This window comes from Afipia massiliensis (genome assembly GCF_001006325.2).
Lineage (GTDB): Bacteria > Pseudomonadota > Alphaproteobacteria > Rhizobiales > Xanthobacteraceae > Afipia > Afipia massiliensis_A.
The window spans coordinates 2,669,614-2,696,115 of sequence record NZ_LBIA02000001.1; the positions used below are offsets into that span (position 1 = coordinate 2,669,614).

Below are 26,502 nucleotides of genomic sequence, written 5' to 3' on the forward strand. Positions count from 1 at the left end.
GTTTTCCACATCTTACTGAAACTTTAACGGGCCGGAAATTCACAGCTTATTCACAGGGTTATCCACAGTTTCTCAACAGCCGTTCGCGGCGGTTTTGCTTTCGGTTCAGGTGAAGATTCCCCGGTGGTCCTTGAGGATCACCTGCGCCGCATTGTGCCCCGGGGCACCGGTCACGCCGCCGCCGGGATGCGCGCCGGACCCGCAGTGGTAGAGCCCCTTGAGCGGCCCGCGATACCCCGCATGGCCCAGCATCGGGCGCGCGGAAAACAGTTGGTTGAGCGACAGCGCGCCATGGAAGATATCGCCGCCGAGCAGGCCGAAGTCGCGTTCGAGATCGAGCGGCGACAGCGCCTGCCGTTCGATGACGCTGCGGGCAAATCCGGGCGCATAGCGATCCACGGTCGCGATCATCAGGTCGGCGACTTCGTCGCGGTGATCGTCCCAGGATCGGCCGTCCGGCAGCTGCGGCGCGACGTGCTGGCAGAACAGACTGGCGACATGCTTGCCCGACGGCGCCAGCGAGTCATCAAGGGTGGAGGGGATCAAGACTTCGATCACCGGTTCGCGGCTCCAGCCCTGCTGGCGGGCATCGAGCCAGGCGCGGTCCATGTAGCCGAGGCTCGGCGCAAGGATGATCCCGGCAGTGAGATGATCGCCTGCGCCGGGCAGCGCTTTGAATGACGGCAACGCGCCCAGCGCGACGTTCATCCGGAATGTGCCGGACCCGTTGCGCCAGTTCGTGATGCGGTCGAGGAAGGGTTTCGGCAGCGCGTCCGCCGGGATCAGCCGGGTGTACAGCAGCTTCGGATTGACGCTGGAGGCGACATAGCGCGCGCGGACCGTCTTGCCATTGTCGAGGACCACTCCGACGGCGCGGTCACTCTCGACAATGACTTCGCGCACACCGGCGTCCGTCTCGATCTCTGCTCCATGGCCACGGGCCGATGCCGCCATCGCCTGCGTGATCGCACCCATGCCGCCGATGGCGTGGCCCCACAGCCCCTTCCGGCCGTTCACTTCGCCGAAGGCGTGATGCAGCATGACGTAGGCCGAGCCTGCCGCGTACGGGCTGGCGTAATTGCCGACGACGGCATCGAACCCGAACAGCGCCTTGACCAGATCGCTTTCAAAGACGTCGTCAAGCATGTCGCCCGCGGACCGCGTGAACAGGTCGAGCAGGGTGCGCTGGTTTTCCAGCGTCAGCCCGCGCAGGATATTGGCGCTCGTCAGCGCGTTGAACGCCTCACGCATGGCGTGAAAGCCGAATCCTTCAACCAGATCCGGCGGCGCACGCAGCACGAACTTGCGCAGCACATCGGCGATGGTTTCAAGTTCGCGGTTGAAATCGTCGATCCGCAGCGCGTCGCGTTCGCTGAATTTTGCGATCGACTGATGCGTCCGGCCATCACCGGTCAGCAGGTAGCGGCCATCCGGTGCGGGCAGGAAGTTCTGCGCACGGCGTTCCACGATCCGCAGGCCGTGGTGGTGCAGGCCGAGATCCGCGATGACCTTCGGGTTGAGCAGGCTCACCGTATAGGCGGCAACCGAGTTGCGAAACCCGGGGTGAAATTCCTCGGTCACCGCCGCGCCACCGACCACCTTGCGGCGGTCAACCACCTTCACGCGCAGGCCATTCATCGCGAGATAGGCCGCGCAGGTCAGGCCGTTGTGGCCCGCGCCAATAATGAGTGCATCGTAATCAGACATGGCCCAGTCATAATCGCGGGTAGCGTGGAGGTTCGCAAGTCCGCAACATTTTCCCAGCACGTCCATTTGCGGACTTGCGAACCAAACCCACACTAGAATCATAATTGACTAGTGTCCTTTCGAATCCGAAGTTCGCTGTGGAGCGCGCTGAAAAATGAGGCGAACTTCGGATTCGGGACACTAGCGTCACGCGCGAGTGATTTCTGTCACGCGCATGTTATTGCCCGTCGTTGGCGGCTATGCTCCACTTCACGAGCGTCCGGTGATTTGCCGGAATTATCCCGGAGCTTCCATGACTTCAGTGACGTCCGACACCGCGAGCCAGTCCACCGGCGCGAGGAATGCGCTCGTTCTGGTGGTTTACACCGCCGCGATCTTCACCAGCGCCCTGCTGCTGTTCTCGGTACAGCCGCTGTTCACGAAGATGGTGCTGCCGCGGCTCGGCGGCTCGCCTGCGGTGTGGTCGGTGGCAATGGTGTTCTTCCAGTCGCTGCTGCTCGGCGGCTACGCCTACGCACATTATCTGATGACGTTGAAGAGCCGCGTTGCTCCCGTGGTCATCCATTTGGTGCTGCTGACGGTCGCGCTGTTCACATTGCCGCTGTCGATTGCAGGAGGGTGGGGCGAACCGCCGGCGAGTGGCTACGCGTTCTGGTTGCTTGGCCTGTTCGCGGTTTCGATCGGGCTGCCGTTCTTCGCGCTCGCCGCCAACAATCCGATGCTGCAGGCATGGTTCGTCCGCACCGGACATCCCGACGGTCCCGATCCGTATTTTCTTTATGCCTCGTCAAACATCGGAAGCTTCCTCGCACTGCTGTCCTATCCCGTGCTGCTGGAGCCGATGTTCTCGCTGCGGACCCAGAACCTGATCTGGACCGGCGGCTATGCGCTGCTGATCATTCTGATCGCGGCGTGCGGCGTGTTGCTGTTGCGCTCACCGCCGATGACCGTTGAGGCCATGAGTGCCAGCGAGGGCGATGCGCCGGCACCGACATGGACGACGCGGCTGCGCTGGATATTCCTTGCCGCGGTGCCGTCCGGTCTGCTGATCGCGGTGACGGCGCACATCTCGACCGACGTCGCGGCGGCGCCGCTGCTGTGGGTGCTGCCGCTGTCGCTGTATCTGCTGACATGGGTGCTGGTGTTCCAGTCGCGGCCGCTGTTGCCGCATTGGTTCATGCTGAAGCTGCAACCGCTCGCCATCGCAGGCGTGATGGTTTTGCTCGCCGTTGGCGGGGAACAGAATTTGCTGCTGACGCTGGGTGGGCACCTGCTTTGTTTCTTTGTCATCGCCATGGCTTGCCACGGCGAACTGGCACGCACGCGTCCGGCAGCGAACTATCTCACCGGTTTCTATGTGGCGCTGTCTTTCGGTGGCATGGTCGGCGGATTGTTCGCGGGCTTGGTCGCGCCCTATGCGTTCTCATGGATCGCGGAGTATCCGATCCTGCTGGCGCTGGCCGCGCTGTGCCGCCCGGCCGGAACGTCCACCGTTCGCGGCGGGCTGATACTATGGCTGGTCGCCGTTGTCGCCGCGCTCATCCTTATCGGGTTTGCTTACCGGGCAGGAACTGTCACCGAGTTCCTTGCAACCAACCGGGTCTGGGTTGTCGCGGGTCTCGCCTCGGTCATGATGCTGCTGGCGGTGCTGTGGAGGATCGACCGCTGGAGCGTGGCTGCACTGGTGGTGCTTGGATTGATTTTGATCCGTGTCTATCCCGCGGATGACGGCCGCGTCGAAACGGTGCGCAGCTTCTTCGGCGTCCACAAGATCGTTGTGACGTCGAACGGCCAGTATCACGTCCTGATGCACGGCACGACGATCCATGGTGCGGAAAAATTCCAGGAAGACGACGGGACGCCGGTCAAGGGGAGGCCGGAGCCGATCAGCTACTACCACAAGGACGGCGGCATGGGCCGTGCGATCGCTGCGATCCGGGAACGCAAGGGCGGTCCGATCCGCGTCGCGGTGATAGGTCTTGGCACCGGCACGCTCGCCTGCCATGCGATGGAGGGAGAGGGCTGGAAATATTTCGAGATCGACCAGACCATGGTCGATACGGCGCGTGATCCCAAGTATTTCACTTATGTCAGCGCGTGCGATCCCAACATGAAGCCGGTGATCGGCGACGCGCGGCTCACCTTCGCCAAGGAGCAGGACGGCGCTTACGACCTCATCATCGTCGATGCCTATTCATCGGACGCGATTCCGATTCACCTTGCGACGGAAGAGGCGATGGCGATCTACAAGGCCAAGCTCGCGCCCCAGGGCGCGGTGGTGATGCATGTGTCCAACCGTCATCTCGAACTGGCGAGTGTCGTCGTCGGCATCGCCGAAGAGAACGACCTGATGAGCTGGGTCTTCAACGAGGATTCCGGCCGCGACGTCGATTACATCTTCACGACGAATGTCGTGATCTCCGCGCGAGAGGAGGCCGACGTCGGCAAGATCGCGTCGGACGAGAAGTGGCTGCTGACGGAAGCCACGGAAGGCCAGCGGGTCTGGACCGACGATTATTCCAACGTGCTTGGCGCGGTCTGGCGACGACTCAGCAAGCCTGACGAGTAATCGCCGCGTTTAGTCGGCGTAGTAGTAATACCCGCCGCGCGGTGACTGATACCTGGGGCGCGGCTCGTAACCGTAGCCATATCCGTTCTGATAGCCGTAGCTGTTCTGATAAATGCGACGCTGCATCGGGCCAGCGTCCGCGCGCCCGTAGTAAGCCTGGTCCTGCGCATAAGCCTGATCGCGGTAGGCTCGATCCTGAGAGGGCTGGCGCGAACGCGTGTTGGCGTTGAGGTCCTCGCTGTATCCGCTCTGCGGCGCAATCTGGACTGGCTGGCCGATCGCATCCGCATCGCCACGTGCAACGGTCGTGCGGCTCCTTGGATTGCGCGCGAGTGCAACACGCGACGATCCTGTCAGGGTCACCGTGGTGCTGAGCAGACCTTCGGACTTGACGAGATCCCACAGCTTCAGTGCGTTGGCGCGCGATAGCCGCACGCAACCATGTGAGGCCGGGTTGCCGAGACGGCTGACGGCGTCGGTGCCGTGGATGGCGTGGCCCTGCTTGGTGAAGAAGATCGCGTTCGGCATCGGTGCTTCATCGAATTCCTTCGAGTAGTGATCCTCTTCCATGCGGAAGGCCTTGAAGCTGCCGTTCGGTGTTTCGTGCGAGGGATTGCCGCTGGAGACGGGCCATGTGTAGCGCGGTGTGCCATCGACCGAGACGGTCATCTGCTGCGTGTCCTTGTTGACCAGGATGGAGACCGCCGCCTGCGCTGCGCCGCCGGAGAGCAGCATCAAGCCGGTCATCGAAATGAAAATCGCACGCATGACACTCGCCTCGTCTCTGCCCCTCAAGCCCGCAATAAAGCATGGAAAGTGGCTTTTTTAACAGCCACTTCGTCTTAAGGTTGATGCGGGCGGCCCTACAGTTTCGTGAACGGTGCTTGTTTGTGGCGTGTTTTCGCCAAACTTGACGCAACTTTCGCCGTGCCGGGACGTTACAGGGCAGGTCAGAAATTCGGCCGCTTATGGAGATATCCCGCAATGAAGACTGAGGCTCTGTTCATGTTCACGGCGCATCGCCGTTTCACGTTTATCGCAGCGGCGCTGGCCGTTCTGGCGTTGCCGATCGCGGCGCATGCGCAGGGCGTCATCAGAGGCATGGAAGGCGGCGCAAACGAGGGCGTTCGCAAGGGTAACCGTGCGGCTGGCCCGGTCGGCGGTGCCGTAGGCGGTGCGGTCGGTGCAGGTGTCGGTGGCATCGTTGGAGGCGTGAACGGCGTGCTCGGGATCGACAATCGCCGCAGCTACCGTCACCGCCATTATCGCCACAAGCGCCATCGCTAATCACACGGTGGGAGCTTTCCAAATGGCGCATCTCGAAACGGATGCGCCATTTCTCATGCGCCGGTGTTGGGGCGCGGGCGGGTTAGCCGTCTCGTTAGAACCAATTTGAAATAAGAAACGCTCCAGATGTGTCGCTATCGCGCATTGTATTTCCCCCGAACCTGACGCACCTTCGAGCTTGCTGATTTGCTTCGAGGCATGGCCGGGATTCGGCCGGGCAGGGAGGTTTCCTCACATGACGATTGCAGCTTCGTTCATATCCGTTTCAGGTGTCGCGCGTACGGCAGCGGCGCTCGCTTTTCTGGCGATGCCAGCCGCCGCTCAGCAGCAGGATCCCATTAACGGCGCCATCAGCGGCGCCGCGCAAGGGACGTATCAGGGGAAAACCGCGGCGGGTCCGATTGGCGGATTGGTCGGCGGCGCGCTCGGTGCAGGTGTTGGTGCCGTGGCCGGCACGCTCGGCGTGGTCGGTAATGGCGTTAGCCAAGCCGTGCAGCCGGCGCAGGTGCCGCCGCCCGGCAGCGGCCCTAGCGGCTATTATGACAGCAACGGAAACTGGCGTCCGAACTGACCGGCAGAGCCGTGTGCGTCCAACGCGCCCCGCTTGCGGGGCGTGTTTCGTTTGGTGTCAGGTTTTCAGCCGGTAGCCGGTCCTGAAGATCCACCACACGGTGATCATGCATAGCGCGAGAAATCCGAGCGTCATGCCGAGGCTGACGCCGACGCTGACGTCGGCGATCTCGAAGAAACTCCAGCGGAAGCCGCTGACCAGATAGACCACCGGATTGAACAGCGTCACGGTCTGCCAGACCGGCGGCAGCATGTGGATCGAGTAGAAGCTGCCGCCCAGAAACGTCAGCGGTGTGATCACCAGCAGCGGGATCACCTGCAGTTTTTCGAAGCCGTCGGCCCAGATGCCGATGATGAAACCGAACAGGCTGAACGTCACCGATGTCAGCACGAGGAAGGTCAGCATCACGAAGGGATGCGCGATCTTCAGCGGCACGAACAGTCCGGCGGTGGCGAGGATGATGAGACCGAGGATGATCGACTTGGTCGCAGCGGCCCCGACGTAACCCACCACGGCCTCGAACGACGAGACCGGCGCGGAAAGCAGTTCGTAAATGGTGCCGGAGAATTTCGGGAAATAGATGCCGAACGACGCGTTGGCGATGCTTTGCGTCAACAGCGACAGCATGATGAGGCCCGGCACGATGAAGGTGCCGTAGCTGATGCCGTCGATCTCGGTAATGCGCGAGCCAATGGCCGCACCGAACACGACGAAATAAAGCGACGTCGAAATCACCGGCGAGACGACGCTCTGCAGCAGCGTGCGGAAGGTGCGCGCCATTTCGAATTTGTAGATGGCACCGATCGCGTGAAAGTTCATTGGTGCACCAGACTGACGAAAATCTCTTCCAGCGAGCTTTGCGTCGTATTGAGATCGTTGAAGCGGACACCGGCCTGATTGAGGTCGTTCAGCAGGGCGGTGATGCCGGTGCGGTCGCCTTTGGTGTCGTAGGTATAAACCAGTTCCTCACCATCCGGCGACAGTTCGAGATGGTGCGCGGCGAGAGCGGCGGGGATTTCAGTGAGCTTCGATTGCAGATGCAGCTTGAGCTGCTTCCTGCCGAGCTTCTGCATCAGCTTGGCCTTCTCCTCGACCAGTACGATTTCGCCCTTGTTGATGACGCCGACCCGGTCGGCCATCTCCTCGGCTTCCTCGATGTAGTGCGTGGTCAGAATGATGGTGACGCCGGCGTCGCGCAGGCCGCGCACGACCTCCCACATCGCCTTGCGCAATTCGACATCGACGCCCGCGGTGGGTTCGTCGAGAAACAGAATTTGCGGTTCGTGCGCCAGCGCCTTGGCGATCATCACACGGCGCTTCATCCCCCCGGAGAGGGTGATGATCTGGCTCTTGCGCTTGTCCCACAGCGACAAGTCCTTCAGCACCTTTTCGATATGCGCAGGGTTCTTCGGCTTGCCGAACAGGCCCCGGCTGAACGAGGCGGTCGACCACGGGCTTTCCCATGCGTCGGTATGCAGTTCCTGCGGCACCAATCCGATCATCGAGCGGGCGGCGCGGTAGTCCTTGACGATGTCATGCCCATCCACCGTCACTGTGCCCGCGGTCTGCACGGCGAGGCCGCAGATCACGCTGATCAGCGTGGTCTTGCCGGCGCCGTTCGGACCGAGCAGCGCGAAGATCTCGCCGCGGCGAATATCGAGATTGATATTCTTCAGCGCGGTGAGGCCAGACGGATACGTCTTCGAGAGATTGGATACGGAGATAATGGGGGACATGAGGCTATCTGCGGGGCAGGGAGGGAATGCAGAGATAGGCGCGCCCGCGTCGATGCGCAACGCATAACGCCTATTCGGCGGCGTGAGCGCGGGTCGGAAGCTCGATCAATGCGACCATATAATTCTTGATATCTTCTGCCACTTCAGGATCGTTCCTCAACTCCGTCAGGGTGCGAGCGGGTGGCAATGGCTTCCGTTCGGCGATGAAGTCTTCGAGATAAAGCTCCAAGGCTTCGGGCGCATTGCGCAGTGCTTCATCGATATTGTCACCGGCAGAAAAACAGCCGGGAAGGTCCGGAAACCACACGCCGATAGCGTGGTCCGGTCCTGCGTCCTCAACGATGGCAATATAGTGGGTCATGCCAACCTCAGTCAGGCCTCCAGCCTGCGCCCTTATAAATGGCATGGACGAGGCCTTTCCCCAAGTCCTTCTTGGGGTGGGGAACAACGATGGTCTCACCGGAAACGGGACTTTTGAAGACATGGTGCGAGCCGGTGACGCGCTCCAGCAACCAGCCTTCCTTCTGAAGGCGGCGAATGATTTCGCGGCTATTGGTGAGCATGTCCATTCCCCCGTCGAATCCTATGACGGAAGACTAGAGATGAACAGTTGTTGTTAAGCGCCGCTATGCCTTCGTAACGAAGCTGTCGACCACTTTCTTTTCACCGGCCTTTTCAAAGGCGATGGTGAGCTTGTTGCCGTCCACCTTGGCAACGCGGCCGTAGCCGAACTTCTGGTGAAACACCCGGTTGCCGGGCGAGAAATCGGAATTGGCGCCGGTAGATTTGGCGATCAGTTCGCCCTCGATCACCGTCGCCTTGCGGTTGAAGCTGCTGCTGCTGCGTGAGCTGGAGTCGTAACGCGCGCCGGTTTCATCGAAGCCGCTGCCGCCGTTGCGGGCGCGATTGGCCTGCGCGCGCTGCCAGCCCGGCGTCGTGTAGGTCGAGCCGAAGGATTCCACATTGTCGAACCGCGATGTGCCATAGCCGCCTGAGCCGCCCCATCCCGAGCCGCCCTTGGATTCCGTGATCTGGACATTGGCCGTCGGAAGCTCATCAAGGAAGCGCGACGGAATGGTGGTCGTCCACGATCCATGAATGCGCCGGTTGGTGGCAAAATAGAGCATGGCGCGTTTGCGCGCGCGCGTGATGCCGACGTGCGCGAGGCGGCGTTCTTCCTCGAGTCCGGCGCGGCCCTGCTCATCAAGCGTGCGCTGGCTCGGAAACAGGCCTTCCTCCCAGCCCGGCAGGAACACGTTGTCGAATTCCAGCCCCTTTGCGGAATGCAGCGTCATCAGCGAGACCGCATCGTCGTCGGCATTGCCTTCGCGGTCCATCACCAGCGAAATGTGTTCGAGGAAACCCTGCAGGTTTTCGAACTCCTCCATCGAGCGCACGAGCTCCTTGAGGTTTTCGAGGCGGCCCGCGGCGTCGGCGGAGCGGTCCTTCTGCCACATCTCGGTGTAGCCGGACTCGTCGAGCACGATTTCGGCGAGCTGCGTGTGCGAAACGATGTCGCGCTGCGAGCGCCAGCGGTCGAAATTGGTCATGACGTCGCGCAGGCTGCCGCGCGCCCTCGGCTTCAGTTCGTCGGTCTCGATCACGGACCGAGCGGCTTCGGTCAGCGGGATACGGCGCTTGCGGGCGATGTCATGCAGCATCTGTACGGTGGCGTCGCCAAGGCCGCGCTTGGGGGTGTTGACGATGCGCTCGAAGGCGAGGTCGTCGGCGGGTGAATTGATGACACGCAGATAGGCCAGCGCGTCGCGGACTTCCGCGCGCTCATAGAACCGCGGTCCGCCGATCACGCGATAGTTCAGGCCAAGGGTGACGAAACGATCTTCGAATTCGCGCATCTGGAACGAGGCGCGTACCAGAATGGCGATCTCGTTGAGCTTCTGCCCAGCGCGCTGGAGCTGCTCGATCTCCTCGCCGATGCCGCGGGCTTCTTCTTCGGAGTCCCATGCGCCGGTGACGGTGACTTTCTCGCCGTCCTCGTCCTCGGTGCGCAGTGTCTTGCCGAGGCGGCCTTCATTGTACGCGATGAGATGCGAGGCGGCGGCGAGGATATGACCGGTCGAGCGGTAGTTGCGCTCGAGGCGAATGACTTTTGCGCCGGGGAAATCGTGCTCGAAGCGCAGGATGTTGTCGACCTCCGCACCACGCCAGCCGTAGATCGACTGGTCGTCGTCGCCGACGCAGCAAATGTTTTTCGGCGCGGCGACAGTCAGGGTTGGAGCATCCAGTCCTTCATCAGCGGGCTGCTGCACAACGCCCGGACCGGGTACCATTTGTTTGGACGGCGCCTGCGCCAGCAAACGAAGCCAGAGATATTGCGCGACGTTGGTGTCCTGATACTCGTCGACCAGAATGTATTTGAAGCGCTGCTGATACTGGCGCAGCACGTCGGGGTGCTCGCGAAACAACCGGATGTCTTCCAGCAGAAGATCTCCGAAGTCCGCGGCGTTGAGAATCTTCAGCCGCTCCTGGTAGGTCGCATAGAGCTTGCCGCCCTTGCCATTACCGAACACGGCGGCTTCGCCGGCTGGCACCTGCGATGGCGTCAGTCCGCGATTTTTCCAGCCGTCGATCAGTCCGGCCAGCATCCGCGCCGGCCAGCGCTTGTCGTCGATGTTCTCGGCCTGCAGAAGCTGCTTCAGGAGACGGATCTGGTCGTCAACATCAAGCACGGTGAAATTGGATTTCAACTGCACCAGTTCGGCGTGATAGCGCAGGATCCGCCCGCCGATGGAATGGAAGGTGCCAAGCCACGGCATGCCCTCGACCGCCTGGCCGAGCATCTGGCCGAGGCGGTGCTTCATCTCGCGCGCGGCCTTGTTGGTGAAGGTGACGGAGAGGATCTCATGAGGCCGCGCGCGGCCGGTCGACAGGATATGCGCGATGCGAGAGGTCAGCACGCGCGTTTTGCCGGTGCCCGCACCGGCCAGAACCAGAACCGGCCCGTCGAGGGTTTCCACCGCCTCGCGCTGCTCGGGATTGAGCGCGGTCAGATATTGGGGAGCCGCAGCGGCACGGGCGCGCGCGGCAATACCGCCAGCGGCAGGCTGGTGGCTCGGTACATCGCGGACAGGATCTAGTGGCGGCAGCTTGTTCGGTTCGGTCATGCGATTCGTCTTTGCGGCCACGATGACACCGTGAGGCCGGGAAGGGGAGGCTTCATATCAGGATCGGGGGAGATATAGGCACGATTAGGCCTGCCGGACAGGCTTGTTTTCCCAAGGTCATGCAACCCGCTGCGCCGCGATCGGTGCATTTTGTTCCGCCTGATTACTGGCTTCTCGGGGTTTTGGGCGCCTCTAGCGCCTGGAACTTTCGCTCCTGTGCAGGATTGGTTTTGCAGCAGGAGCGCACTGCGCTCCCCCTGAACAAACCGCAGGAGCGAGCCATGATGAGTTGGGTGGTCACATTTCTGATTATCGCGCTGGTCGCGGGCCTTCTGGGCTTCGGCGGCATTGCGGGCGCGTCGATCGAAATCGCCAAGATCGTGTTCTTCGTCGCCCTTATTCTGTTCCTGATTTCCGCCGTTGTGGGTCTGGCGCGGCGCGGCACCGGTCCGTAACAACCTATGGTCAGGCTGTGGTGGCGGCTGGGATCATTTGACCGGCATGGCGATGCGCCGGCCGATGCCATCCGGCCGCGGCACTGCGGCATGAGCCGCGGCGACCTCGCGAATGCGCGCGGCGATATCCGGCGGAAACGGCGCGGTTTTGCGCGCGTTCATATCGACATGGAGCGTCATGTTCTCCGAGGTGGCTGAAATCCATCCCTCGGTGGCATGACGCAGTTCCTCGAACGTGTGGATGCGTTTTTCGTCAGCCGCAACCAGATAGACCGACACCTGCACCGGATCCCCGAGATGCACCTCGCGCAGATAGCGAACGTGCGCCTCGGCCGTGAAGGTCGAGCCGTTGCGTTCCTTCATGTACTGCGGGCCGATCCCGAGCTCGAGCCACATCTGGTCGATGCCGCGATCAAACAGGACGTTGTAGTACGCCATATTGAGATGGCCGTTGTAGTCGATCCACTGCGGCTCGATCTGCATGACTGTGGTGAGGAATGGCGCGGCCAGATGTTGCGCCGCATTGTTTTTTGAAAGCGTGCTTGATGTCATCTCAAATTCCGGTTCGCTGAGCCTATCACTTGACCCGCTATACATCCTTTGCCACGCTTCGCGCCACAACAGCATCGAACGAAACAGCATCCGAACGAAACGAGCGACCGTGGCCTTCTCCAACGCAGCCCTGACACGTCCGGCACCATCCGCGCTTTCGGGCGCCATCGAAGCGCTCGCCGCACGGTTCGGCAACAATCTCATCACCTCGCAGGCGGTGCGCGAGCAGCACGCGCATACCACCACCTGGCTGCCGATGCAGCCGCCGGATGCGGTGATCATGGCGCGAACCACCGAGGACATTCAGGATGTGGTGCGGATTTGCGCGAAGCATCGCGTGCCTGTGATTCCGTTCGGCACCGGTACCTCGCTGGAAGGGCAGGTCAACGCGCCCGCGGGCGGCATCTGCATCGACCTGCGCGAGATGAACCGCATTCTCGCCGTCCATGCCGACGATCTCGATTGCGTGATCGAGCCGGGCGTGACCCGCAAGGCGCTCAACGAGCACCTGCGCGATCAAGGTTTGTTTTTCCCGATCGATCCCGGCGCCGATGCGTCGATCGGCGGCATGGCCTCGACCCGCGCGTCCGGCACCAATGCGGTGCGCTACGGCACCATGCGCGACAACATTCTCGCGCTGAAGGTTGTGCGCGCTGACGGCGAGATTATCACGACAGGCACGCGGGCCAAGAAATCTGCGGCGGGTTACGATCTCACGCATCTGTTTGTCGGCGCAGAAGGTACGCTCGGAATCATTTCTGAACTCACCATCAAGCTGCGCGGCATCCCGCAGAGCATCGCCGCTGCGTCGTGTTCGTTCACAAGCGTGCAGGGCGCCTGCAACGCCACCATTCTCGCCATTCAGACCGGTATTCCGCTGGCGCGCATCGAACTGCTGAACGCAGCGCAGGTCGCGGCCTGCAACGCCTATTCAAAGTTGTCACTGCCGGAAACGCCGCTGCTGTTGCTGGAATTCCACGGCACCGAGGCGGATGTCGCCGAGCAGTCGCGGATGTTTGGCGAGATCGCCGCCGAATGCGGCGGCGGATCGTTCGAATGGACCACGCGGCAGGAAGACCGCACGCGGCTGTGGCAGGCGCGGCACGATGCCTACTGGGCGGTGCGTGGACTTCGTCCCGGTGCACAGGCGGTCGCCACCGATGTCTGCGTGCCGATCTCGCGGCTGGCCGAGTGCGTGGTCGAGACCGAGAAAGATCTGGCGACGGTGGGGCTGATTTCGCCCATAGTGGGCCACGTCGGTGACGGCAACTTCCATTGCTCGCTGCTTTGCGATGTCAACGATCCCGACGAGATGCGGCGCGCCGAAGAGTTCCTGCACCGGCTGGTGGAGCGGGCGCAGGCGATGGATGGCACTTGTACGGGCGAGCATGGCATCGGCCAGGGCAAGCAAAAGTATCTTGAGGCCGAGCTTGGACCTGAGGCCGTCGCAGCCATGCGCGCGTTGAAAGCAGCGCTTGATCCGCACAACATTCTGAATCCCGGCAAGATCCTGCCGTCATGACCGCGACGACGATGATGGATGCGAAAGATATCGCCACCGAGGTTCTGTCGGTCCTCGGTCAGGGCCGCCAGATTGCACCGTTCTCATCGCGCGACCCGGCCTTCGGTCTCGATGAGGCCTACAGGGTTACGCCCATCGTCCGGCAGATGCGCGAGGCGCGGGGCGAAAAGGTGCTGGGCCGCAAGATCGGCTTCACCAACAGCACGATCTGGGCGCAGTACAACGTCAATGGCCCGATCTGGGGCTACATGTATGACCGCACGGTTCGCAATCTGGTCGACATCGGCGGAATCGCATCCCTCGCCGGACTGACCGATCCGCGGATCGAGCCTGAGATCGTATTCGGTCTGTCGGCGGCGCCCGATGCGGCGATGGACGAGCGCGATCTGCTGTCCTGCATCGATTGGCTGGCGCTTGGTTACGAGGTCGTGCAGTCGATCTATCCCGACTGGAAATTCGCCGCGTCCGATACGGTGGCGGCCTTTGGCCTGCACGGCGCGATGCTGATCGGTGAGCGGCATCGGGTTTCCGGTGATTTCGAAACATGGCTGAACCAGCTTTCGAATTTCGATGTCGAACTCGCCTGCAATAACGCTGTCGTGGATCGCGGCCATGCGCGCAACGTGCTCGGCGGACCGCTGTCGGCCCTGCGTCATTTCGTGGGCGTGCTGGCCAAGGACGACTTGAACCCGGGCCTCGCGGCGGGAGAGATTGTCACCACCGGCACGCTGACGCGCGCCATGCCGATCAGGCCGGGCGAGACATGGACCACAACGGTGTCCGGCATCCCGCTAGGCAGCATTGGCGTCCGCTTCAGTTGATCGGGGCGATCAGTACTTCTTCCGGAAGCTGTAACGCATCAGGCTGACCATGCCCATGCGGAAGCCGGTAGCCGACAGTTTCAGGTAGCGGCGGAACTCCGCCGCACACGCCTCGCCGACGAGCGCAACAGCCTTGTCATAATTGGCGAGCAGATTCTGCTCCCACATCATCAGCGTCCGATAGTAATGGTCGGCATCGTTGCGCGCAGCGATCAGGCTGAAGCGACCCTCGGCGGCGGCGATCGGTTCCCATTCCAGCGGGAGATCGCTTTCGGGGAAGGTCTTTTCCAGCAACGGCAGAACCTTGTGCCGCTCGGAATAGGCGATGGTTTGCAGCGACAGCCTGCCGCCGGTCGCCAGCACGCTGTCGCAATAGGCGAAGAATTCGCGGTAGACGTCGAGCTTGGCCGTCGGATCGAGGCCCTTCTGAACGAAATGCTCGAAGGCACCGACAGAGATGATCGCATCGTAGCGGCGTTCCGGCTTGTGGTCGCGCCAGTCCTGCTCGCGCACCTCGATCTTCGGGTTCCCGCTATCGCGAATCCATTGGGCCTGTGACGGGCTGAGCGTCAGCCCCACCGCATGGGCGACGCCAGCATGGTCCACCAGCCGCCGGAGCATCGCGCCCCAGCCGCAGCCGATGTCCAGAACCCGCGCGGTGTCCGCAGCGCCGGCTGCGTGGATGTGATGGTCGAGTTTGCGGCGCTGTGCCGTCGCGAGATCGTCGTCGCCCTCGAACAGGGCGCACGAGTAGATCATCTCTGGATCGAGAACGAGCCGGAAGAAATCGTTGCCCATGTCGTAATGCGACCTGATTGCCTCGGGCGAGGCACCCGTTCGTTCCGCTGGCCGTACCGGCTTTTCGGACATCGTGCTCACTGGGTTACAGGGTTGTGAACAGGGGACGTTAAATTTAGTATTCGAAGCAATCGACAGGTTCAATATTCGTGCCATCCGGTGCCCCATCGCGCTGCTGTGCGATATGGTGCTGCTGCCATCATAAGATCGGCCGATCCCACTGAGGAAAGACCTTGCAGACCACGCTGCTCGGACTGGCCATCGCTCTCATCCTTGCGCTGCTCGCAGCGCTGGTCGGGCCGTATTTCGTTGACTGGAACCAGTTTCGGCCGCAGTTCGAGGCGGAGGCGTCCCGCGTCATTGGTACGCCGGTGCGGGTTACCGGCAAGCTCGACGCGCTGCTGCTGCCGACGCCGACGCTGCGGCTGCGTGATGTTGCTGTCGGCGGCGACAAGGACCCGGCCAAGATCCGAGCCGGCAAGCTGGATGTTGAATTCGACCTCGGCGCGTTGATGCGAGGCGAATGGCGCGCCACCGAATTGTCGCTGGACGGTTTCGCGCTCGACCTCAGCCTTGATCGCCAAGGCCGTTTCCAGTGGCCGTCCACCGCCGGCCGGTTCAATCTCGGGTCGCTCGCCATCGACCGCATGAATGTCGCGGGGCGGATCGCGCTGCATGATGCGTCGAGCGGTGCGACGCTGCGGATTGATGATCTCAAATTCAGCGGCGACGTGCGCGCGCTTGCCAGCAGCATGCGCGGAGAGGGCTCGTTCACGCTGCTCGGAGCACAAACGCCGTTCCGCATCTCGTCGGGTCAAAGCAATGACGGCAAGGGGACGCGCGTGCACTTCACTGCCGAGCCGGGCGAACGTCCGCTACTGGTCGATCTCGACGGTACGCTGACATTCGACAATACAGTCCCGAAATTCGAGGGCGCGTTGATACTGGCGCGACCGGCGGATGTAAAATCCACCGAACCCGGGCAGACATGGAAGCTGTCGTCGCGGGTGAAGGCCAATCCGTCATCCGCGGCGTTTGAACAGGTCGAAGCGGCGTATGGCCCCGACGACAACGCACTGCGGCTGACCGGCGGCGGCGATATGCGTTTCGGTGCGTCGCCATTGCTGCGTCTCGCGCTGTCGGCGCGGCAACTCGATGCCGACCGGCTGCTGGCCAGAGGCACGACGAACATGGAGCCGTTGCGGTTGCTCCCTGCACTGCGGACAATGGTGACGTCGCTGCCAGCGTTGCCACTTCCGGCACAGATCGAATTGAGTTCGGACCAGATCGCGCTGGGCGGGCGTCCGCTTCAGAATGTCGTCGCTGAACTGCGCGCGGACGACAAGTCCTGGACCATCGGAAAATTCGAGATGCGCGCGCCCGGTGCGACGCGGGTTACGGCGAGTGGCACGATCTCCGAGCCCGGACCGTCGGCCCGCTTTACTGGGCCGGTCAATATCGAGTCCTCTGATCCGGATGTGCTGGCGGCGTGGCTGCAGGGACGTACCGACGCCACGTACCGCAATCAGAAGCCGTTACGTATGCGCGGCGGTGCAACCGTGACGGCGGATCGTATTGGGATCGACGGCATGAAGGCCGAGGTCAACGGCGGCGAAATCGAAGGCCGCCTCGTGCTGTTGACAATCGCCGACGGCAAGACGCGGCTGGAAGCGGCGCTGAAGGCTGCCAGCCTCGATGTTGATGCGATGTCGTCGCTTGCCGGCATGCTGGCGGGACCACAATCCGCGTGGCCGGACGAGGCGCAGATCTCGCTTGATGCTGGACGTGCCCTCGTCGCGGGACAGGAGGTGCGTCCGGTTGCCGCCACTCTGAGTTATGGGCCAAAGACCATCGCACTTGACCAGATTCAGATCGGCGATGCCAATGGCGATCTTTCAATCAGCGGCGCTGGATCGTTCGACCGCATCGATGGCAACGGCAAGCTCGCACTGGACGCCGCAGCGCCGTCGCTCGCGCAAATCGGCGACTTCATCGCGCCGTTTGCACCCATTGCCGCTGAGCGATTGAATGCGCTGGGATCGTCGCCCGGTGCTGCGCGCGTGCAACTGAAAGCCGATTTTGCCAAGGCGAAGGATCGCACCGGCCGCACCAATGCCCGCGCGGTGCTCGATCTCGATGCACCGCAGGTCAGAGGCGCGATCACGCTGTCGGCGGCGCCGAACATCGATATCGCGCGCGGGGTCGATCTCGCCGCGCTGGGCGGAAGCGAATTCCATATTGAAGCGAAACTGACTGCGAACAACACGGCAAGCATAGTGCAGGCGCTGGGCCTTGGTCGCATCGTGTCCGCGGGTGACGGCCCCGCGCAATTCGAGTCGTCGGCAACCGGTATCTGGGGTTCGCCGCTGCAACTGAAGGCCAGGCTGGTCGGCACCGGCGTCGATGGCGATATCCAGGGCACAGGGAATCCGTGGGCGGATCAACCGACGGCGGTGCTGACGGTTGCAGTGCGCCGCGCCGATCTCGCGGCATTGCTCGGTCTGAGACCGGCGAGCATGCCGTCGATTGTCCTGTCGTCGCGCCTCGGCGTGGCGGGCAACATCTTCACCTTCGATGATCTCGACACAACGATGGGGGGATCGCGGCTGCGCGGGCGGCTGGTGCTGACGCGTGGCGATGAGACTGGTGTCGATGGCGAGATCGGACTCGACACGCTCGATCTTGCGGCTGTGACGGGTCTGGCCTTTGGAGCGGCGGGTCATGATGCATCGTCGCCGCTCGACCGGGGCTGGTTGCGCGGCTGGCGCGGCAAGCTGGCGTTTCAGGCGCTGAGCGGAGTCTTGCCGGGCGGCACAGAGTTGCGTCCGGTCAGCGGGACTATCAAGGGCGACGGCCAGTCGCTGACGCTTGAGAATTTCAAGGCCGGCATTGGCGGCGGCGAAGCGGCGATCGATCTCGATGCGCGGCAAACCGCGCAAGGGCCTAATCAAGGCACGTCTTTCAACGCTCGTGTCCAACTCTCCGGCGTCGATGGCGCGGCGCTTCGCTATCGCAGCCTGACGATGCCCGGCGGCAAGGTTGCGCTGCAAATGACGCTCGCAGGGCAGGGCCGCAGCGCCGCCGGATTGACCGGCGCACTCTCGGGCGCCGGTACGCTGACTGTGACAGAGGCACGTATCGCGGGGCTCGATCCACGGGCGTTCGAAGTAGCATTACGCGCCAGCGACGGCGGGCAGGCGACCGACGATATCAAGCTGAAGGACATTGTTGAGCCTGTCCTGGCCAGCGGCACGCTGACGGTGCCATCCGCGCAAATTCCGTTCAGCCTCAAGGAGGGACGGCTGCGGATTGAGGCGGCGACGCTCAACGCCAAGCGCGCGCGCGTTGCGATTGCGGGAGGTTATGACCTGCTGGCAGATCAGGCCGACCTGCGTGCCGTGATGTCGCCCGTAACCACTCGACCGATCAACGGCCGTCCCGAAGTTCGTGTCGACCTGAACGGCTCGCCCGATGGGATGGCGCGTGCTGTTGACGTCGCGGCGTTGTCGTCGTGGCTCGGAATGCGCGCGATCGATCGCGAGACCCGGCGGCTCGATCAGCTTGAGCGTGGCGTTGCGCCGGAACCGGAGACGGATGAACTGTGGGATGAGGAATTGCCGGCTGCCGAGCCCATTCCGCCGTCCGAAGTGAAGATTCCCATTCGCGATCCGCGGCGAAAGAGCTCGGGAGCGAAGGCGGCACCGGCAGGCGTCCCCGCCGCGCCACGCGCGCCTGTTGCGGTGAGCCCGCCCCCAGGTCCGTCGCCAAGTCTGTCGTCAAGTCCGCCGAACGGCAGCACGGTGGTGCAGCCGTTGCCGCCGCCGATCGACATCAAGCCGGCGCCGGGCGTCATGCGGATGCAAAAGCAGCGGCCCGCCGCACCGGCAGGAACGTTCTAGCCGGGCACGATGCTCGGCGATGGCTGCCGTTCACCGATAAACATCGACGTGACGGCGCGGGTGCGAAAGTGGTCCAGCACGAACAGCCGGATCGCGGACGACAGGTTGGCGGTCTTGCGCGTGCGGTCGATAGCGTCGATCTGGGTCGAGAGCGGCAGGCCGCGACGTGTCGCAATGTCCTTCAGACTGGTCCAGAAGGCGTCTTCGAGGCTGACGCTGGTCTTGTGACCGCCGACGACAACGGAGCGCTTGACCACTGCGAATTCCTTCACGCTGCGCATGAGGCCGCCATCCGTCCGGTCCGTACTCTGCACGATGGTATCGTTCTGCATCGAAGGGTCCCCCATTTTGGCCAAGCGACCGCGCGCGGCGAGACGCGGTCTCGCCAATGATGAGGCTGACACATTGGCACGATGTCTGATCGGACTGCACGGATCAGGATACAGCGGCCCCCCGCAGCCGGTCTCGAAACGGCATGCGTTTCGAGACACGGGTACATAGTAACTGAAAGCAGCACCCGGCGGTATTCGTGCGAAAACCTATGACGGAGTCAGGATCGTAACTGTCCGATGCGGAAAATTACGGATGAGGACCTTCCGCCTGCAGCCGGCTGCTGCCGTTTCCAGCCGTCGGTGTCGCGCGGGAACGGAAGTAATCCAGCACGAACAGCCGAATCGCGGAGGACAAATTGCCCTGCTGGCGGCCGCCATCGATCTCGCCCACCAGTTCGGACAAGGTGAGGCTTCTCACCGATGCGATTTCCTTCATGCCATTCCAGAAGGCTTCCTCGAGGCTGACGCTGGTCTTGTGGCCCGCGACGACGATCGATCGTTTGACGACAGGCGATTTCATGCTGGCGTCCGATCATCAAGGTGGTGCTGATCGAGGACGTCGCTGGCGCGCTTTTCCTGGAGTTCGTCGCGGCTGCGTTCGTTCTTGGTGCGGCCGAAGCGAGCGCGATTGGTCTCTGACTGCTTCGCCGCTTCTTCGCGCGCGATGCGTTTCTTGACCTGCTTCAGGTTGACCAGATCGCCCATGACCCCTCCTTATTGATAGGACAATTCTCAACGAGTGATGCGGCACGCGATAACGCCGGCTTCGTTTTGTCCTGTTGGGGACTCGTCAGAGCGAGTTGCTCATGCGAGTCCGTTTCAAAATATTATTCGTTCTCGATGCGCTGATGCAGCGCGGCAGATGTGAAAAGCTACCATGCGTTGCGCTGCGGATGGTAGCCAATAGGCCTAGGACTTTAGGCGGTGCGACGACATGTCCGAAAGTTACAACGAGTTCATGTCCGAACGTTACAACGAGTTAATGTGCGCAAACGCCTTGCTCTAAGCGGCAAACGACTTGCTCTAGCCGGGATGAGTCATTTTCTCCGGCTTCACAAGCCGATCGAACTCGGCGGCGGATACCAGACCGAGACGTACTGCCTCTTCTTTCAATGTCGTGCCGCGCGCGTGAGCAGTTTTTGCGACCTTCGCGGCATTGTCGTAACCGATCTTCGGCGCCAGCGCCGTCACGAGCATTAGTGAGCGCCGCATCAACTCGTCGATTCGTTTTTCGTCGGCGCGAATGCCGACGATGCAGTGTTCGGTAAGCGAACGCACGGCGTCGGCCATCAACTGGATCGATTGCAGCATGCAGTGCGCTAGCACCGGCTTGTAGACGTTGAGCTCGAAATGGCCCTGGCTGCCGGCGACGGTGATCGCGGTGTGATTCCCGAAGATCTGGCAGCACACCATGGTCATCGCTTCGCACTGGGTCGGATTGACCTTGCCGGGCATGATCGACGAGCCAGGCTCGTTTTCCGGCAGGATCAATTCGCCGAGACCGGAGCGGGGACCTGAGCCGAGCAGGCGGATATCGTTGGCGATCTTGAACAGTCCGGTCGCGACGGAATTGATCGCGCCATGCACGAAGACATAAGCGTCGTTCGACGCCAGCGCCTCGAATTTGTTCGGCGCGCTGGTGAACGGCAGCTTGGTGAGGGAGGCGACCTGTTTGGCAAACAGCCTGGCAAATCGCGGCTTGGAATTCAGGCCGGTGCCGACCGCCGTGCCGCCCTGTGCCAGCGGATAGAGATCCTTCGCGGCAGCACGCACCCGCGCGATGCCGCTCTCGACCTGCGCGGCGTAACCGGAGAATTCCTGGCCGAGCGTCAACGGCGTCGCGTCCTGCGTATGGGTGCGGCCGATCTTGACGATTTTCGCGAACGCCTTCTCTTTCTGCCGCAGCGCCTTCAGCAGAATGGTCAGCGCAGGCAGCAGGTCGTTGGCGATGCGCTCGGCGGCTGCGATATGCATCGCGGTCGGAAACGAGTCGTTGGACGACTGGCTCATGTTGACGTGATCGTTTGGATGCACCGGCTTCTTGGTGCCGGGCTCGCCGCCGAGCAGTTCGCTGGCGCGGTTGGCGATCACCTCGTTGAGGTTCATGTTCGACTGCGTGCCCGAGCCGGTCTGCCAGACCACCAGCGGGAAATGATGGTCGAGCCTGCCGTCGATCACTTCGCGCGCTGCGCGCACGATGGCGCGGGCGCGGCGCTGATCGAGCAGGCCAAGTTCGAGATTGGTCTGCGCCGATGCGAGCTTGACGATGGCCAGCGCGCGAACGATCGGCGTCGGCATGCGCTCAACGCCGATCTTGAAGTTGTGCTTCGAGCGTTCGGTCTGTGCGCCCCAGTAGCGATCCGCTGGCACTTCGATTGGTCCGAACGTATCGGTTTCGGTGCGCGTTGTCGTTTTCGAGGCGGCCATGGTGATTTCCGGTGCTTTGTGGGGACACCGAAGTTTAGGACTTCACAGCGGATGCACGCAACCGCGGCACGCTCTCTCGCCGCGAGAAACGCGCGCTGAAGCTTAGAAAGCTTCGAGATGATGAGAGGTAGAGGAAGCCCTTCGGCGGATTACTTCTTGCGGAAGCGATCGAGCCGCACGACTTCGGCGCCTTCACCCTGCTTGACGGGCTCGTCGCTGGCTTCAGCAGGGGGAGCTTCCGGCGCAGCCGCGACCGGCAGCGTTTCCACAGGCGTTTCGGCCGCTGCGGCAGGTTCATCGACCGGCTCGAACTGCAGGCCGAACTGCACCGATGGGTCAAAGAAGCTCTTGATCGCGCTGAACGGAATGACGAGACGCTCGGGAATCCCGTTGAACGACAACCCGACCTCGAAGCGGTCATCCGTGACGACCAGATCCCAGAACTGATGCTGGAGGATGACGGTCATTTCCTGCGGATACTGCGACAGCAGGCGCGGGGAGATCTTCACGCCTTCGGCCTTGGACACGAACGTGATGTAGAAATGATGCTCGCCGGGAAGGCCATGCTCGGCGGCATCCGCGAGCACATGCTTCAGCACGCCGCGCAGCGCATCGCGCGCGAGGACATCGTAACGAATGTGATCGGTCGTCGTCGCCATCATGTGGTCCTGTAAAAGGTGGCCAGTCGAATTCGAGTTGCGGAGTGACCAGACTCGAACGTTCCGACTCGCAGTTTGATCCATGCTATCCGGTCATGGCCCGCAGGTCAGCATCCGCACAGCGCAGATCGCAGATATTCTCTCGGGCCGCAACGCATGCGACTGACAAATTCAATGCAGTCCAGTGAAAGTAAAGTGGAGGCTCCTGTTGCCAGGTGCCTCCGAACCCCGCCTAGAGGGGCTTAATCCGCCAGAACTTTAGACCTGGTTTTTCAAACTGCGTTACGCAGCCTGCGCAAACCGGAGCATAGTTGTCGTTTGCAACTATTGGATACCCGATAACGGGAGAACCATACCGAGAAAAAGCGAGCCCTTTACGCCCTCGGATCCTGTTTCGCCCCCACCAAAATCCGCCAACTGGTGACAGAAATCCGGGCTTTGGTGGAGGCGCCGGGTGCTGCCCCCGGGTCCGAATGGTTTATTACGACGGCCATTTATTTCCATACCGACGAACCGGCACCCCTAAATATAGGGGTAAATTCTCATGGCAAAAGGCCGGGTTTCCGCCTCGCGGAGGGCTCTGTGCGGCTTTCGGTGGGGAATGTCCCGATTCGCGTCCAGCACATGCGTGCTGCACTGGAAAATCGGTTGGTCTCTGTCGGGCTCCATTCTAAATCGGGTCATGCCTCCTGACAGCGCTTCAGCGATTCCCCGGCGCCCTGAAACCGCCGCGCCGGAGCGTCCGGGGCTCGTTGAGCTGTTCGTGGCGTTCGCCAAGATGTCGCTTGCGGGGTTCGGCGGCGTGCTGGTGTGGGCGCGGCGCGCCATCGTCGATCAGCATCGCTGGATGACGCCGGAGGAATTCAACGAAGCCTTCGCGCTCTGTCATTTCTTACCCGGTCCCAACATCGTCAACCTGTCGGTGGTGTTCGGCGCACGCTTCCGCGGCATCCCGGGAAGCATCGCGGCCTTTCTGGGCCTGGTCGGGCCTCCAGTGGTGATCGTCACCGTGCTGGCGGCGATCTATGCGCGATACGTCGAAATTCCTGCACTGCAGCGGACGCTGGCGGGCGTGTCCTGCGCCGCCGTCGGGCTGTTCCTCGCGGTCATCGCACGCATGATGATGCCGCTGCTGAAACGGCGAGATCCGGTCGCGCTTGCGCTGTTAGCCGCGGTGTTCGTTGCGATCGGATTGCTGCGGTTGCCGCTGGTGCCGGTCCTGCTGATTGCGATTCCACTCAGCGTTGTGGTGGCGTTCATTCTGCGAAGAAGGGGTGCATCGTGATACGCCGACGGGCACGCTGCTCACCATGGCGTGGACCTTCGGTCTGATGTCGCTTCTCGCCATCGGGGGAGCAAACTCAACGATCCCTGAAATGCATCGCGTCGCCGTCGAGGTTCGGCATTGGATGTCGGATGCGCAGTTCGCGGATATGTTCGCTATTGCACAATTGTCGCCGGGACCAAACGTGCTGATCGTGACGCTGATCGGTTATCACGTCGCCGGTATCGCGGGTGCGTTGGTGGCAACATTCGCCATGTGCGGTCCGTCCGCCGTCCTTGCCTATTTCGTCAGCAATATGCTGACCCGCTCGAGCCAGTCGATCTGGCCCGCGGTCCTGCAGGCGGCGCTGGTTCCGATTTCCATCGGGCTGATGTGCGCCAGTGGTTTCATTCTCACGATAACGACCGGCGGTACGTGGGTCGCAGTGGTTCTTATTGCCGGCGCAGCAGCACTTGCACTGGCTACCCGGCTCAACCCGCTATGGATTTTGATTGTGGGCGGCATTCTCGGTTTTGCTGGCGTCGTCTGACGAAAATAGCTAAGCAATGGGGTGCGGAGGCACCTCTGCAAACAAGAGCAGACCGGGCTAAGCCCGCGACGACAGAGGGGGATGACGATGAGTGAAGCGCCAGATCGCGCTGCGGGAAAACCCGCGCGCGGGCTTATCAAGGGACCACAGGATTTTTACGGCGGCTTGGCCCTGATGGCGATTGCGCTGTTCGCTCTGTGGGCGTCCAGCGATCTTCAAGGCACGCGAGGGTTCTCGTTCGGTCCGGGCACCGCGCCGCGCATGTTTGCATTTCTTCTTCTGGCGCTCGGCGCCGGCGTTGCCCTCACCGGGTTTCTTGCCGAGGGACCGCCGCTGCAACGTTACGGCATTCGCGGTCCAGTTTTCGTGACCGCGGCAATCCTGGTCTTCTCTGTCGCGATACGCCCGCTCGGTCTGATCGTGACGTCGTTCATATGCTTCATGATTGCCGCGATGGGAAGCGATGAGACGAAGTGGAAGGAGACCCTCATCGTCGGGATATTCCTGACGATCGGGTGCGCGCTCCTGTTCCCCTATGCGCTCGGGCTGCCGCTCGATCTTTTCCCACGCGTTCTGCGCTGAGGGCCTCATGGATATTTTTGCAAATCTCGCGCTCGGCTTCAGTGTCGCGTTCTCGCCCGTCAATCTCGGTCTTTGCCTCGTTGGCGCGCTGGTAGGCACGCTGGTCGGCGTGCTGCCAGGCATCGGCACCATCGCGACCGTTGCCATGCTGCTGCCGATCACATTCGGATTGCCACCCGTCGGCGCGCTCATCATGCTCGCCGGCATCTATTACGGTGCGCAGTACGGCGGTTCGACCACGTCGATCTTGGTCAACATTCCCGGCGAGGCGGGGTCGGTGGTCACCGCGCTCGACGGCTTCCAGATGGCCAAACAGGGCCGCGCCGGTCCGGCGCTGGCGATCGCCGCCATCGGCTCGTTCTTCGCGGGCTGTGTCGCAACCGTCCTGATCGCGCTGCTGGGCGCGCCGCTGACCAAGCTCGCGCTGGCGTTCGGCCCCGCCGAATATTTCTCGCTGATGGTGCTCGGCCTGATCTTCGCGGTCGTTCTGGCGAAGGGCTCGGTGCTTAAGGCGATCGCGATGATCGCCTTCGGCGTGCTGCTCTCAATGGTCGGTTCCGATATCGAAACCGGCGCGTCGCGCATGTCGTTCAACATTCCCGAACTCGCTGACGGACTGGGCTTCGCCACCGTGGCGATGGGTCTGTTCGGCTTTGCCGAGATCATCCGCAATCTCGATCCTGGCTCGTCGATGGAACGCAGCCTGGTGCAGCAGAAGATTTCCGGACTGATGCCGACCAAGAAGGACCTGAAGGATTCCGCTCCGGCCATCCTGCGCGGCACGACGCTGGGATCGATCCTCGGCATCCTGCCCGGTGGCGGCGCGGTGATCGCGTCATTCGCCGCCTACACGTTCGAGAAAAAGATATCGAAGCATCCCGAGCGCTTCGGCCGCGGCGCCATCGAAGGCGTGGCTGCGCCCGAAAGCGCCAACAACGCCGCGGCGCAGACCTCGTTCATTCCGCTGCTCACGCTCGGCATTCCGCCCAACGCCGTGATGGCGCTGATGGTCGGCGCGATGACCATTCACGGCATCGTTCCCGGCCCGCAGGTGATGCAGAAGCAGCCCGAACTCGTCTGGGGCATGATTGCCTCGATGTGGCTCGGCAACCTGATGCTGCTGATCATCAACCTGCCGATGGTCGGCATCTGGGTGCGGCTGCTGCGGGTGCCTTACAGGCTGCTGTTTCCCTGCATCGTCATCTTCTGCTGTATCGGTATTTACTCGGTCAACAACGCACCGATGGACGTGGTCATGACCGCCGCTTTCGGTCTTGTCGGCTACTGGCTGGTGAAGCACGATTTCGAGCCGGCCCCGATGCTGCTCGGCATGGTGCTTGGCCCGCTGATGGAGGAAAACCTCCGCCGCGCGTTGTTGATCTCGCGTGGCGACTGGACGGTCTTCCTGACCCGGCCGCTGTCCGCGACTCTGATGGCAATTGCTGCAATCCTGCTGATCCTTGCGCTGTTGCCATCGCTTCGCAAGAAACGCGACGAGGTTTTCGTCGAGTCCGAGAACTAGGAGACGCGGTGCGGCGTTGCGCCGCGCCGTGCGGTCCCGGGTCTCGCCGCAAGTCGGATAGACTTGGCTGACCCGGTCATGCTGACACTGCTGGACGGAATAACCCGTTCGGAATTTAAGAGTT

The 26,502-nt window shown here is 62.3% G+C and carries 25 protein-coding genes and 1 other RNA gene; 11 read left to right on the top strand and 15 right to left on the bottom strand.

Annotated elements, in window-relative coordinates:
* Positions 1-105: 105 nt before the first annotated feature.
* Positions 106-1,707, bottom strand: a complete 1,602-nt coding sequence (locus tag YH63_RS12750; RefSeq protein WP_046827275.1) for a phytoene desaturase family protein — start codon at positions 1,705-1,707, stop codon at positions 106-108.
* A 292-nt stretch (positions 1,708-1,999) separates the two neighbouring features.
* Here YH63_RS12750 and YH63_RS12755 point away from each other — a divergent pair, with 292 nt between their 5' ends.
* Entirely contained in the window at positions 2,000-4,276 is a 2,277-nt protein-coding gene (locus YH63_RS12755) for a hypothetical protein (RefSeq protein WP_046827274.1), read from the top strand.
* 9 nt (positions 4,277-4,285) lie between these two features.
* Here YH63_RS12755 and YH63_RS12760 read toward each other — a convergent pair whose 3' ends face one another.
* On the bottom strand, positions 4,286-5,044 hold the full coding sequence (locus YH63_RS12760) for a L,D-transpeptidase (RefSeq protein ID WP_046827273.1): 759 nt from the start codon (positions 5,042-5,044) through the stop codon (positions 4,286-4,288).
* A 216-nt stretch (positions 5,045-5,260) separates the two neighbouring features.
* Here YH63_RS12760 and YH63_RS12765 point away from each other — a divergent pair, with 216 nt between their 5' ends.
* Together YH63_RS12765 and YH63_RS12770 are read left to right on the top strand one after the other, a co-directional pair.
* Positions 5,261-5,563: a hypothetical protein gene (locus YH63_RS12765; protein ID WP_046827272.1), complete on the top strand. Its 303-nt coding sequence runs from the start codon at positions 5,261-5,263 to the stop codon at positions 5,561-5,563.
* Positions 5,564-5,798: 235 nt separating this feature from the next.
* Complete coding sequence (locus tag YH63_RS12770) at positions 5,799-6,134, top strand: hypothetical protein (RefSeq protein WP_046827271.1); 336 nt, start codon at positions 5,799-5,801, stop codon at positions 6,132-6,134.
* 57 nt (positions 6,135-6,191) lie between these two features.
* Here the strand turns inward: YH63_RS12770 and YH63_RS12775 are convergent, their stop codons facing one another.
* The 5 genes from YH63_RS12775 to YH63_RS12795 all read right to left on the bottom strand — a co-directional run bounded on the left by YH63_RS12775 (position 6,192) and on the right by YH63_RS12795 (position 10,995).
* Positions 6,192-6,953: an ABC transporter permease gene (locus tag YH63_RS12775; protein WP_046827270.1), complete on the bottom strand. Its 762-nt coding sequence runs from the start codon at positions 6,951-6,953 to the stop codon at positions 6,192-6,194.
* Entirely contained in the window at positions 6,950-7,870 is a 921-nt protein-coding gene (locus YH63_RS12780; protein ID WP_046827269.1) for an ABC transporter ATP-binding protein, read from the bottom strand. The genes YH63_RS12775 and YH63_RS12780 overlap by 4 nt, the downstream gene beginning before the upstream one ends.
* A 70-nt stretch (positions 7,871-7,940) precedes the next feature.
* Complete coding sequence (locus YH63_RS12785) at positions 7,941-8,231, bottom strand: type II toxin-antitoxin system HicB family antitoxin (RefSeq protein WP_046827268.1); 291 nt, start codon at positions 8,229-8,231, stop codon at positions 7,941-7,943.
* Between the two features lie 7 nt (positions 8,232-8,238).
* Positions 8,239-8,433 carry a type II toxin-antitoxin system HicA family toxin gene (locus YH63_RS12790; RefSeq protein ID WP_046829549.1) on the bottom strand — a complete coding sequence of 65 codons (195 nt, stop codon included), beginning with the start codon at positions 8,431-8,433 and terminating at the stop codon, positions 8,239-8,241.
* A 63-nt stretch (positions 8,434-8,496) separates the two neighbouring features.
* Positions 8,497-10,995, bottom strand: coding sequence for an ATP-dependent helicase (locus tag YH63_RS12795; RefSeq protein WP_137325192.1), 2,499 nt, complete (start codon positions 10,993-10,995; stop codon positions 8,497-8,499).
* A gap of 281 nt (positions 10,996-11,276) precedes the next feature.
* Here YH63_RS12795 and YH63_RS12800 point away from each other — a divergent pair, with 281 nt between their 5' ends.
* The gene (locus YH63_RS12800; RefSeq protein ID WP_046829548.1) at positions 11,277-11,450 is read left to right on the top strand and encodes a DUF1328 domain-containing protein; all 174 of its coding nucleotides are present in this window, start codon (positions 11,277-11,279) and stop codon (positions 11,448-11,450) included.
* A 33-nt stretch (positions 11,451-11,483) separates the two neighbouring features.
* On the opposite strand, the gene YH63_RS12805 is transcribed toward YH63_RS12800, so the two are convergent.
* A complete protein-coding gene (locus YH63_RS12805) occupies positions 11,484-12,002 on the bottom strand; it encodes a thioesterase family protein (protein WP_046827266.1) in 519 nt (172 codons plus the stop codon).
* A gap of 109 nt (positions 12,003-12,111) precedes the next feature.
* Between YH63_RS12805 and YH63_RS12810 the strand changes: the two genes are divergently transcribed.
* Both YH63_RS12810 and YH63_RS12815 read left to right on the top strand, forming a co-directional pair.
* Positions 12,112-13,524 (top strand): FAD-binding oxidoreductase, encoded by a 1,413-nt coding sequence (locus YH63_RS12810; protein WP_170978690.1) that lies wholly within the window; start codon positions 12,112-12,114, stop codon positions 13,522-13,524.
* Positions 13,521-14,345: a 2-keto-4-pentenoate hydratase gene (locus YH63_RS12815; protein WP_046827265.1), complete on the top strand. Its 825-nt coding sequence runs from the start codon at positions 13,521-13,523 to the stop codon at positions 14,343-14,345. Before YH63_RS12810 ends, YH63_RS12815 begins: the two co-directional genes overlap by 4 nt.
* 9 nt (positions 14,346-14,354) lie before the next feature.
* On the opposite strand, the gene YH63_RS12820 is transcribed toward YH63_RS12815, so the two are convergent.
* Entirely contained in the window at positions 14,355-15,215 is an 861-nt protein-coding gene (locus tag YH63_RS12820; RefSeq protein WP_046829546.1) for an SAM-dependent methyltransferase, read from the bottom strand.
* Between the two features lie 161 nt (positions 15,216-15,376).
* Between YH63_RS12820 and YH63_RS12825 the strand changes: the two genes are divergently transcribed.
* Positions 15,377-19,042 carry an AsmA family protein gene (locus tag YH63_RS12825; protein ID WP_046827264.1) on the top strand — a complete coding sequence of 1,222 codons (3,666 nt, stop codon included), beginning with the start codon at positions 15,377-15,379 and terminating at the stop codon, positions 19,040-19,042.
* Here YH63_RS12825 and YH63_RS12830 read toward each other — a convergent pair.
* The 6 genes from YH63_RS12830 to ssrA all read right to left on the bottom strand — a co-directional run bounded on the left by YH63_RS12830 (position 19,039) and on the right by ssrA (position 23,017).
* Positions 19,039-19,374, bottom strand: a complete 336-nt coding sequence (locus tag YH63_RS12830) for a ribbon-helix-helix domain-containing protein (protein WP_083992570.1) — start codon at positions 19,372-19,374, stop codon at positions 19,039-19,041. The genes YH63_RS12825 and YH63_RS12830 overlap by 4 nt on opposite strands.
* A gap of 247 nt (positions 19,375-19,621) precedes the next feature.
* Complete coding sequence (locus YH63_RS12835; protein ID WP_046827263.1) at positions 19,622-19,894, bottom strand: ribbon-helix-helix domain-containing protein; 273 nt, start codon at positions 19,892-19,894, stop codon at positions 19,622-19,624.
* The gene (locus YH63_RS12840) at positions 19,891-20,079 is read right to left on the bottom strand and encodes a DUF4169 family protein (protein WP_046827262.1); all 189 of its coding nucleotides are present in this window, start codon (positions 20,077-20,079) and stop codon (positions 19,891-19,893) included. The genes YH63_RS12835 and YH63_RS12840 overlap by 4 nt, the downstream gene beginning before the upstream one ends.
* Before the next feature lie 318 nt (positions 20,080-20,397).
* On the bottom strand, positions 20,398-21,801 hold the full coding sequence (gene fumC, locus YH63_RS12845; protein WP_046827261.1) for a class II fumarate hydratase: 1,404 nt from the start codon (positions 21,799-21,801) through the stop codon (positions 20,398-20,400).
* 149 nt (positions 21,802-21,950) lie between these two features.
* On the bottom strand, positions 21,951-22,463 hold the full coding sequence (locus YH63_RS12850) for an SspB family protein (protein WP_083992569.1): 513 nt from the start codon (positions 22,461-22,463) through the stop codon (positions 21,951-21,953).
* A 191-nt stretch (positions 22,464-22,654) separates the two neighbouring features.
* Positions 22,655-23,017: a transfer-messenger RNA gene (gene ssrA / locus YH63_RS12855) on the bottom strand.
* Between the two features lie 125 nt (positions 23,018-23,142).
* Here ssrA and YH63_RS12860 point away from each other — a divergent pair.
* The 4 genes from YH63_RS12860 (at position 23,143) to YH63_RS12875 (ending at position 26,378) form a co-directional block, all read left to right on the top strand.
* Entirely contained in the window at positions 23,143-23,745 is a 603-nt protein-coding gene (locus YH63_RS12860) for a chromate transporter (protein ID WP_046827260.1), read from the top strand.
* Positions 23,735-24,274: a chromate transporter gene (locus tag YH63_RS12865; protein WP_046827259.1), complete on the top strand. Its 540-nt coding sequence runs from the start codon at positions 23,735-23,737 to the stop codon at positions 24,272-24,274. The genes YH63_RS12860 and YH63_RS12865 overlap by 11 nt, the downstream gene beginning before the upstream one ends.
* Positions 24,275-24,361: 87 nt before the next feature.
* Positions 24,362-24,856, top strand: coding sequence for a tripartite tricarboxylate transporter TctB family protein (locus tag YH63_RS12870; protein WP_046827258.1), 495 nt, complete (start codon positions 24,362-24,364; stop codon positions 24,854-24,856).
* A gap of 7 nt (positions 24,857-24,863) precedes the next feature.
* The gene (locus YH63_RS12875) at positions 24,864-26,378 is read left to right on the top strand and encodes a tripartite tricarboxylate transporter permease (protein ID WP_046827257.1); all 1,515 of its coding nucleotides are present in this window, start codon (positions 24,864-24,866) and stop codon (positions 26,376-26,378) included.
* The last annotated feature ends 124 nt before the right edge of the window (positions 26,379-26,502 follow it).

Bases quoted from the DNA above. Each gene is read 5' to 3' on its own strand.
- YH63_RS12750 (WP_046827275.1), bottom strand. From the start codon at position 1,707: ATGTCTGATTACGATGCACTCATTATTGGCGCGGGCCACAACGGCCTG.
- YH63_RS12755 (WP_046827274.1), top strand. From the start codon at position 2,000: ATGACTTCAGTGACGTCCGACACCGCGAGCCAGTCCACCGGCGCGAGG.
- YH63_RS12760 (WP_046827273.1), bottom strand. From the start codon at position 5,044: ATGCGTGCGATTTTCATTTCGATGACCGGCTTGATGCTGCTCTCCGGC.
- YH63_RS12765 (WP_046827272.1), top strand. From the start codon at position 5,261: ATGAAGACTGAGGCTCTGTTCATGTTCACGGCGCATCGCCGTTTCACG.
- YH63_RS12770 (WP_046827271.1), top strand. From the start codon at position 5,799: ATGACGATTGCAGCTTCGTTCATATCCGTTTCAGGTGTCGCGCGTACG.
- YH63_RS12775 (WP_046827270.1), bottom strand. From the start codon at position 6,953: ATGAACTTTCACGCGATCGGTGCCATCTACAAATTCGAAATGGCGCGC.
- YH63_RS12780 (WP_046827269.1), bottom strand. From the start codon at position 7,870: ATGTCCCCCATTATCTCCGTATCCAATCTCTCGAAGACGTATCCGTCT.
- YH63_RS12785 (WP_046827268.1), bottom strand. From the start codon at position 8,231: ATGACCCACTATATTGCCATCGTTGAGGACGCAGGACCGGACCACGCT.
- YH63_RS12790 (WP_046829549.1), bottom strand. From the start codon at position 8,433: ATGCTCACCAATAGCCGCGAAATCATTCGCCGCCTTCAGAAGGAAGGC.
- YH63_RS12795 (WP_137325192.1), bottom strand. From the start codon at position 10,995: ATGACCGAACCGAACAAGCTGCCGCCACTAGATCCTGTCCGCGATGTA.
- YH63_RS12800 (WP_046829548.1), top strand. From the start codon at position 11,277: ATGATGAGTTGGGTGGTCACATTTCTGATTATCGCGCTGGTCGCGGGC.
- YH63_RS12805 (WP_046827266.1), bottom strand. From the start codon at position 12,002: ATGACATCAAGCACGCTTTCAAAAAACAATGCGGCGCAACATCTGGCC.
- YH63_RS12815 (WP_046827265.1), top strand. From the start codon at position 13,521: ATGACCGCGACGACGATGATGGATGCGAAAGATATCGCCACCGAGGTT.
- YH63_RS12820 (WP_046829546.1), bottom strand. From the start codon at position 15,215: ATGTCCGAAAAGCCGGTACGGCCAGCGGAACGAACGGGTGCCTCGCCC.
- YH63_RS12830 (WP_083992570.1), bottom strand. From the start codon at position 19,374: ATGCAGAACGATACCATCGTGCAGAGTACGGACCGGACGGATGGCGGC.
- YH63_RS12835 (WP_046827263.1), bottom strand. From the start codon at position 19,894: ATGAAATCGCCTGTCGTCAAACGATCGATCGTCGTCGCGGGCCACAAG.
- YH63_RS12840 (WP_046827262.1), bottom strand. From the start codon at position 20,079: ATGGGCGATCTGGTCAACCTGAAGCAGGTCAAGAAACGCATCGCGCGC.
- fumC (WP_046827261.1), bottom strand. From the start codon at position 21,801: ATGGCCGCCTCGAAAACGACAACGCGCACCGAAACCGATACGTTCGGA.
- YH63_RS12850 (WP_083992569.1), bottom strand. From the start codon at position 22,463: ATGATGGCGACGACGACCGATCACATTCGTTACGATGTCCTCGCGCGC.
- YH63_RS12860 (WP_046827260.1), top strand. From the start codon at position 23,143: ATGCCTCCTGACAGCGCTTCAGCGATTCCCCGGCGCCCTGAAACCGCC.
- YH63_RS12870 (WP_046827258.1), top strand. From the start codon at position 24,362: ATGAGTGAAGCGCCAGATCGCGCTGCGGGAAAACCCGCGCGCGGGCTT.
- YH63_RS12875 (WP_046827257.1), top strand. From the start codon at position 24,864: ATGGATATTTTTGCAAATCTCGCGCTCGGCTTCAGTGTCGCGTTCTCG.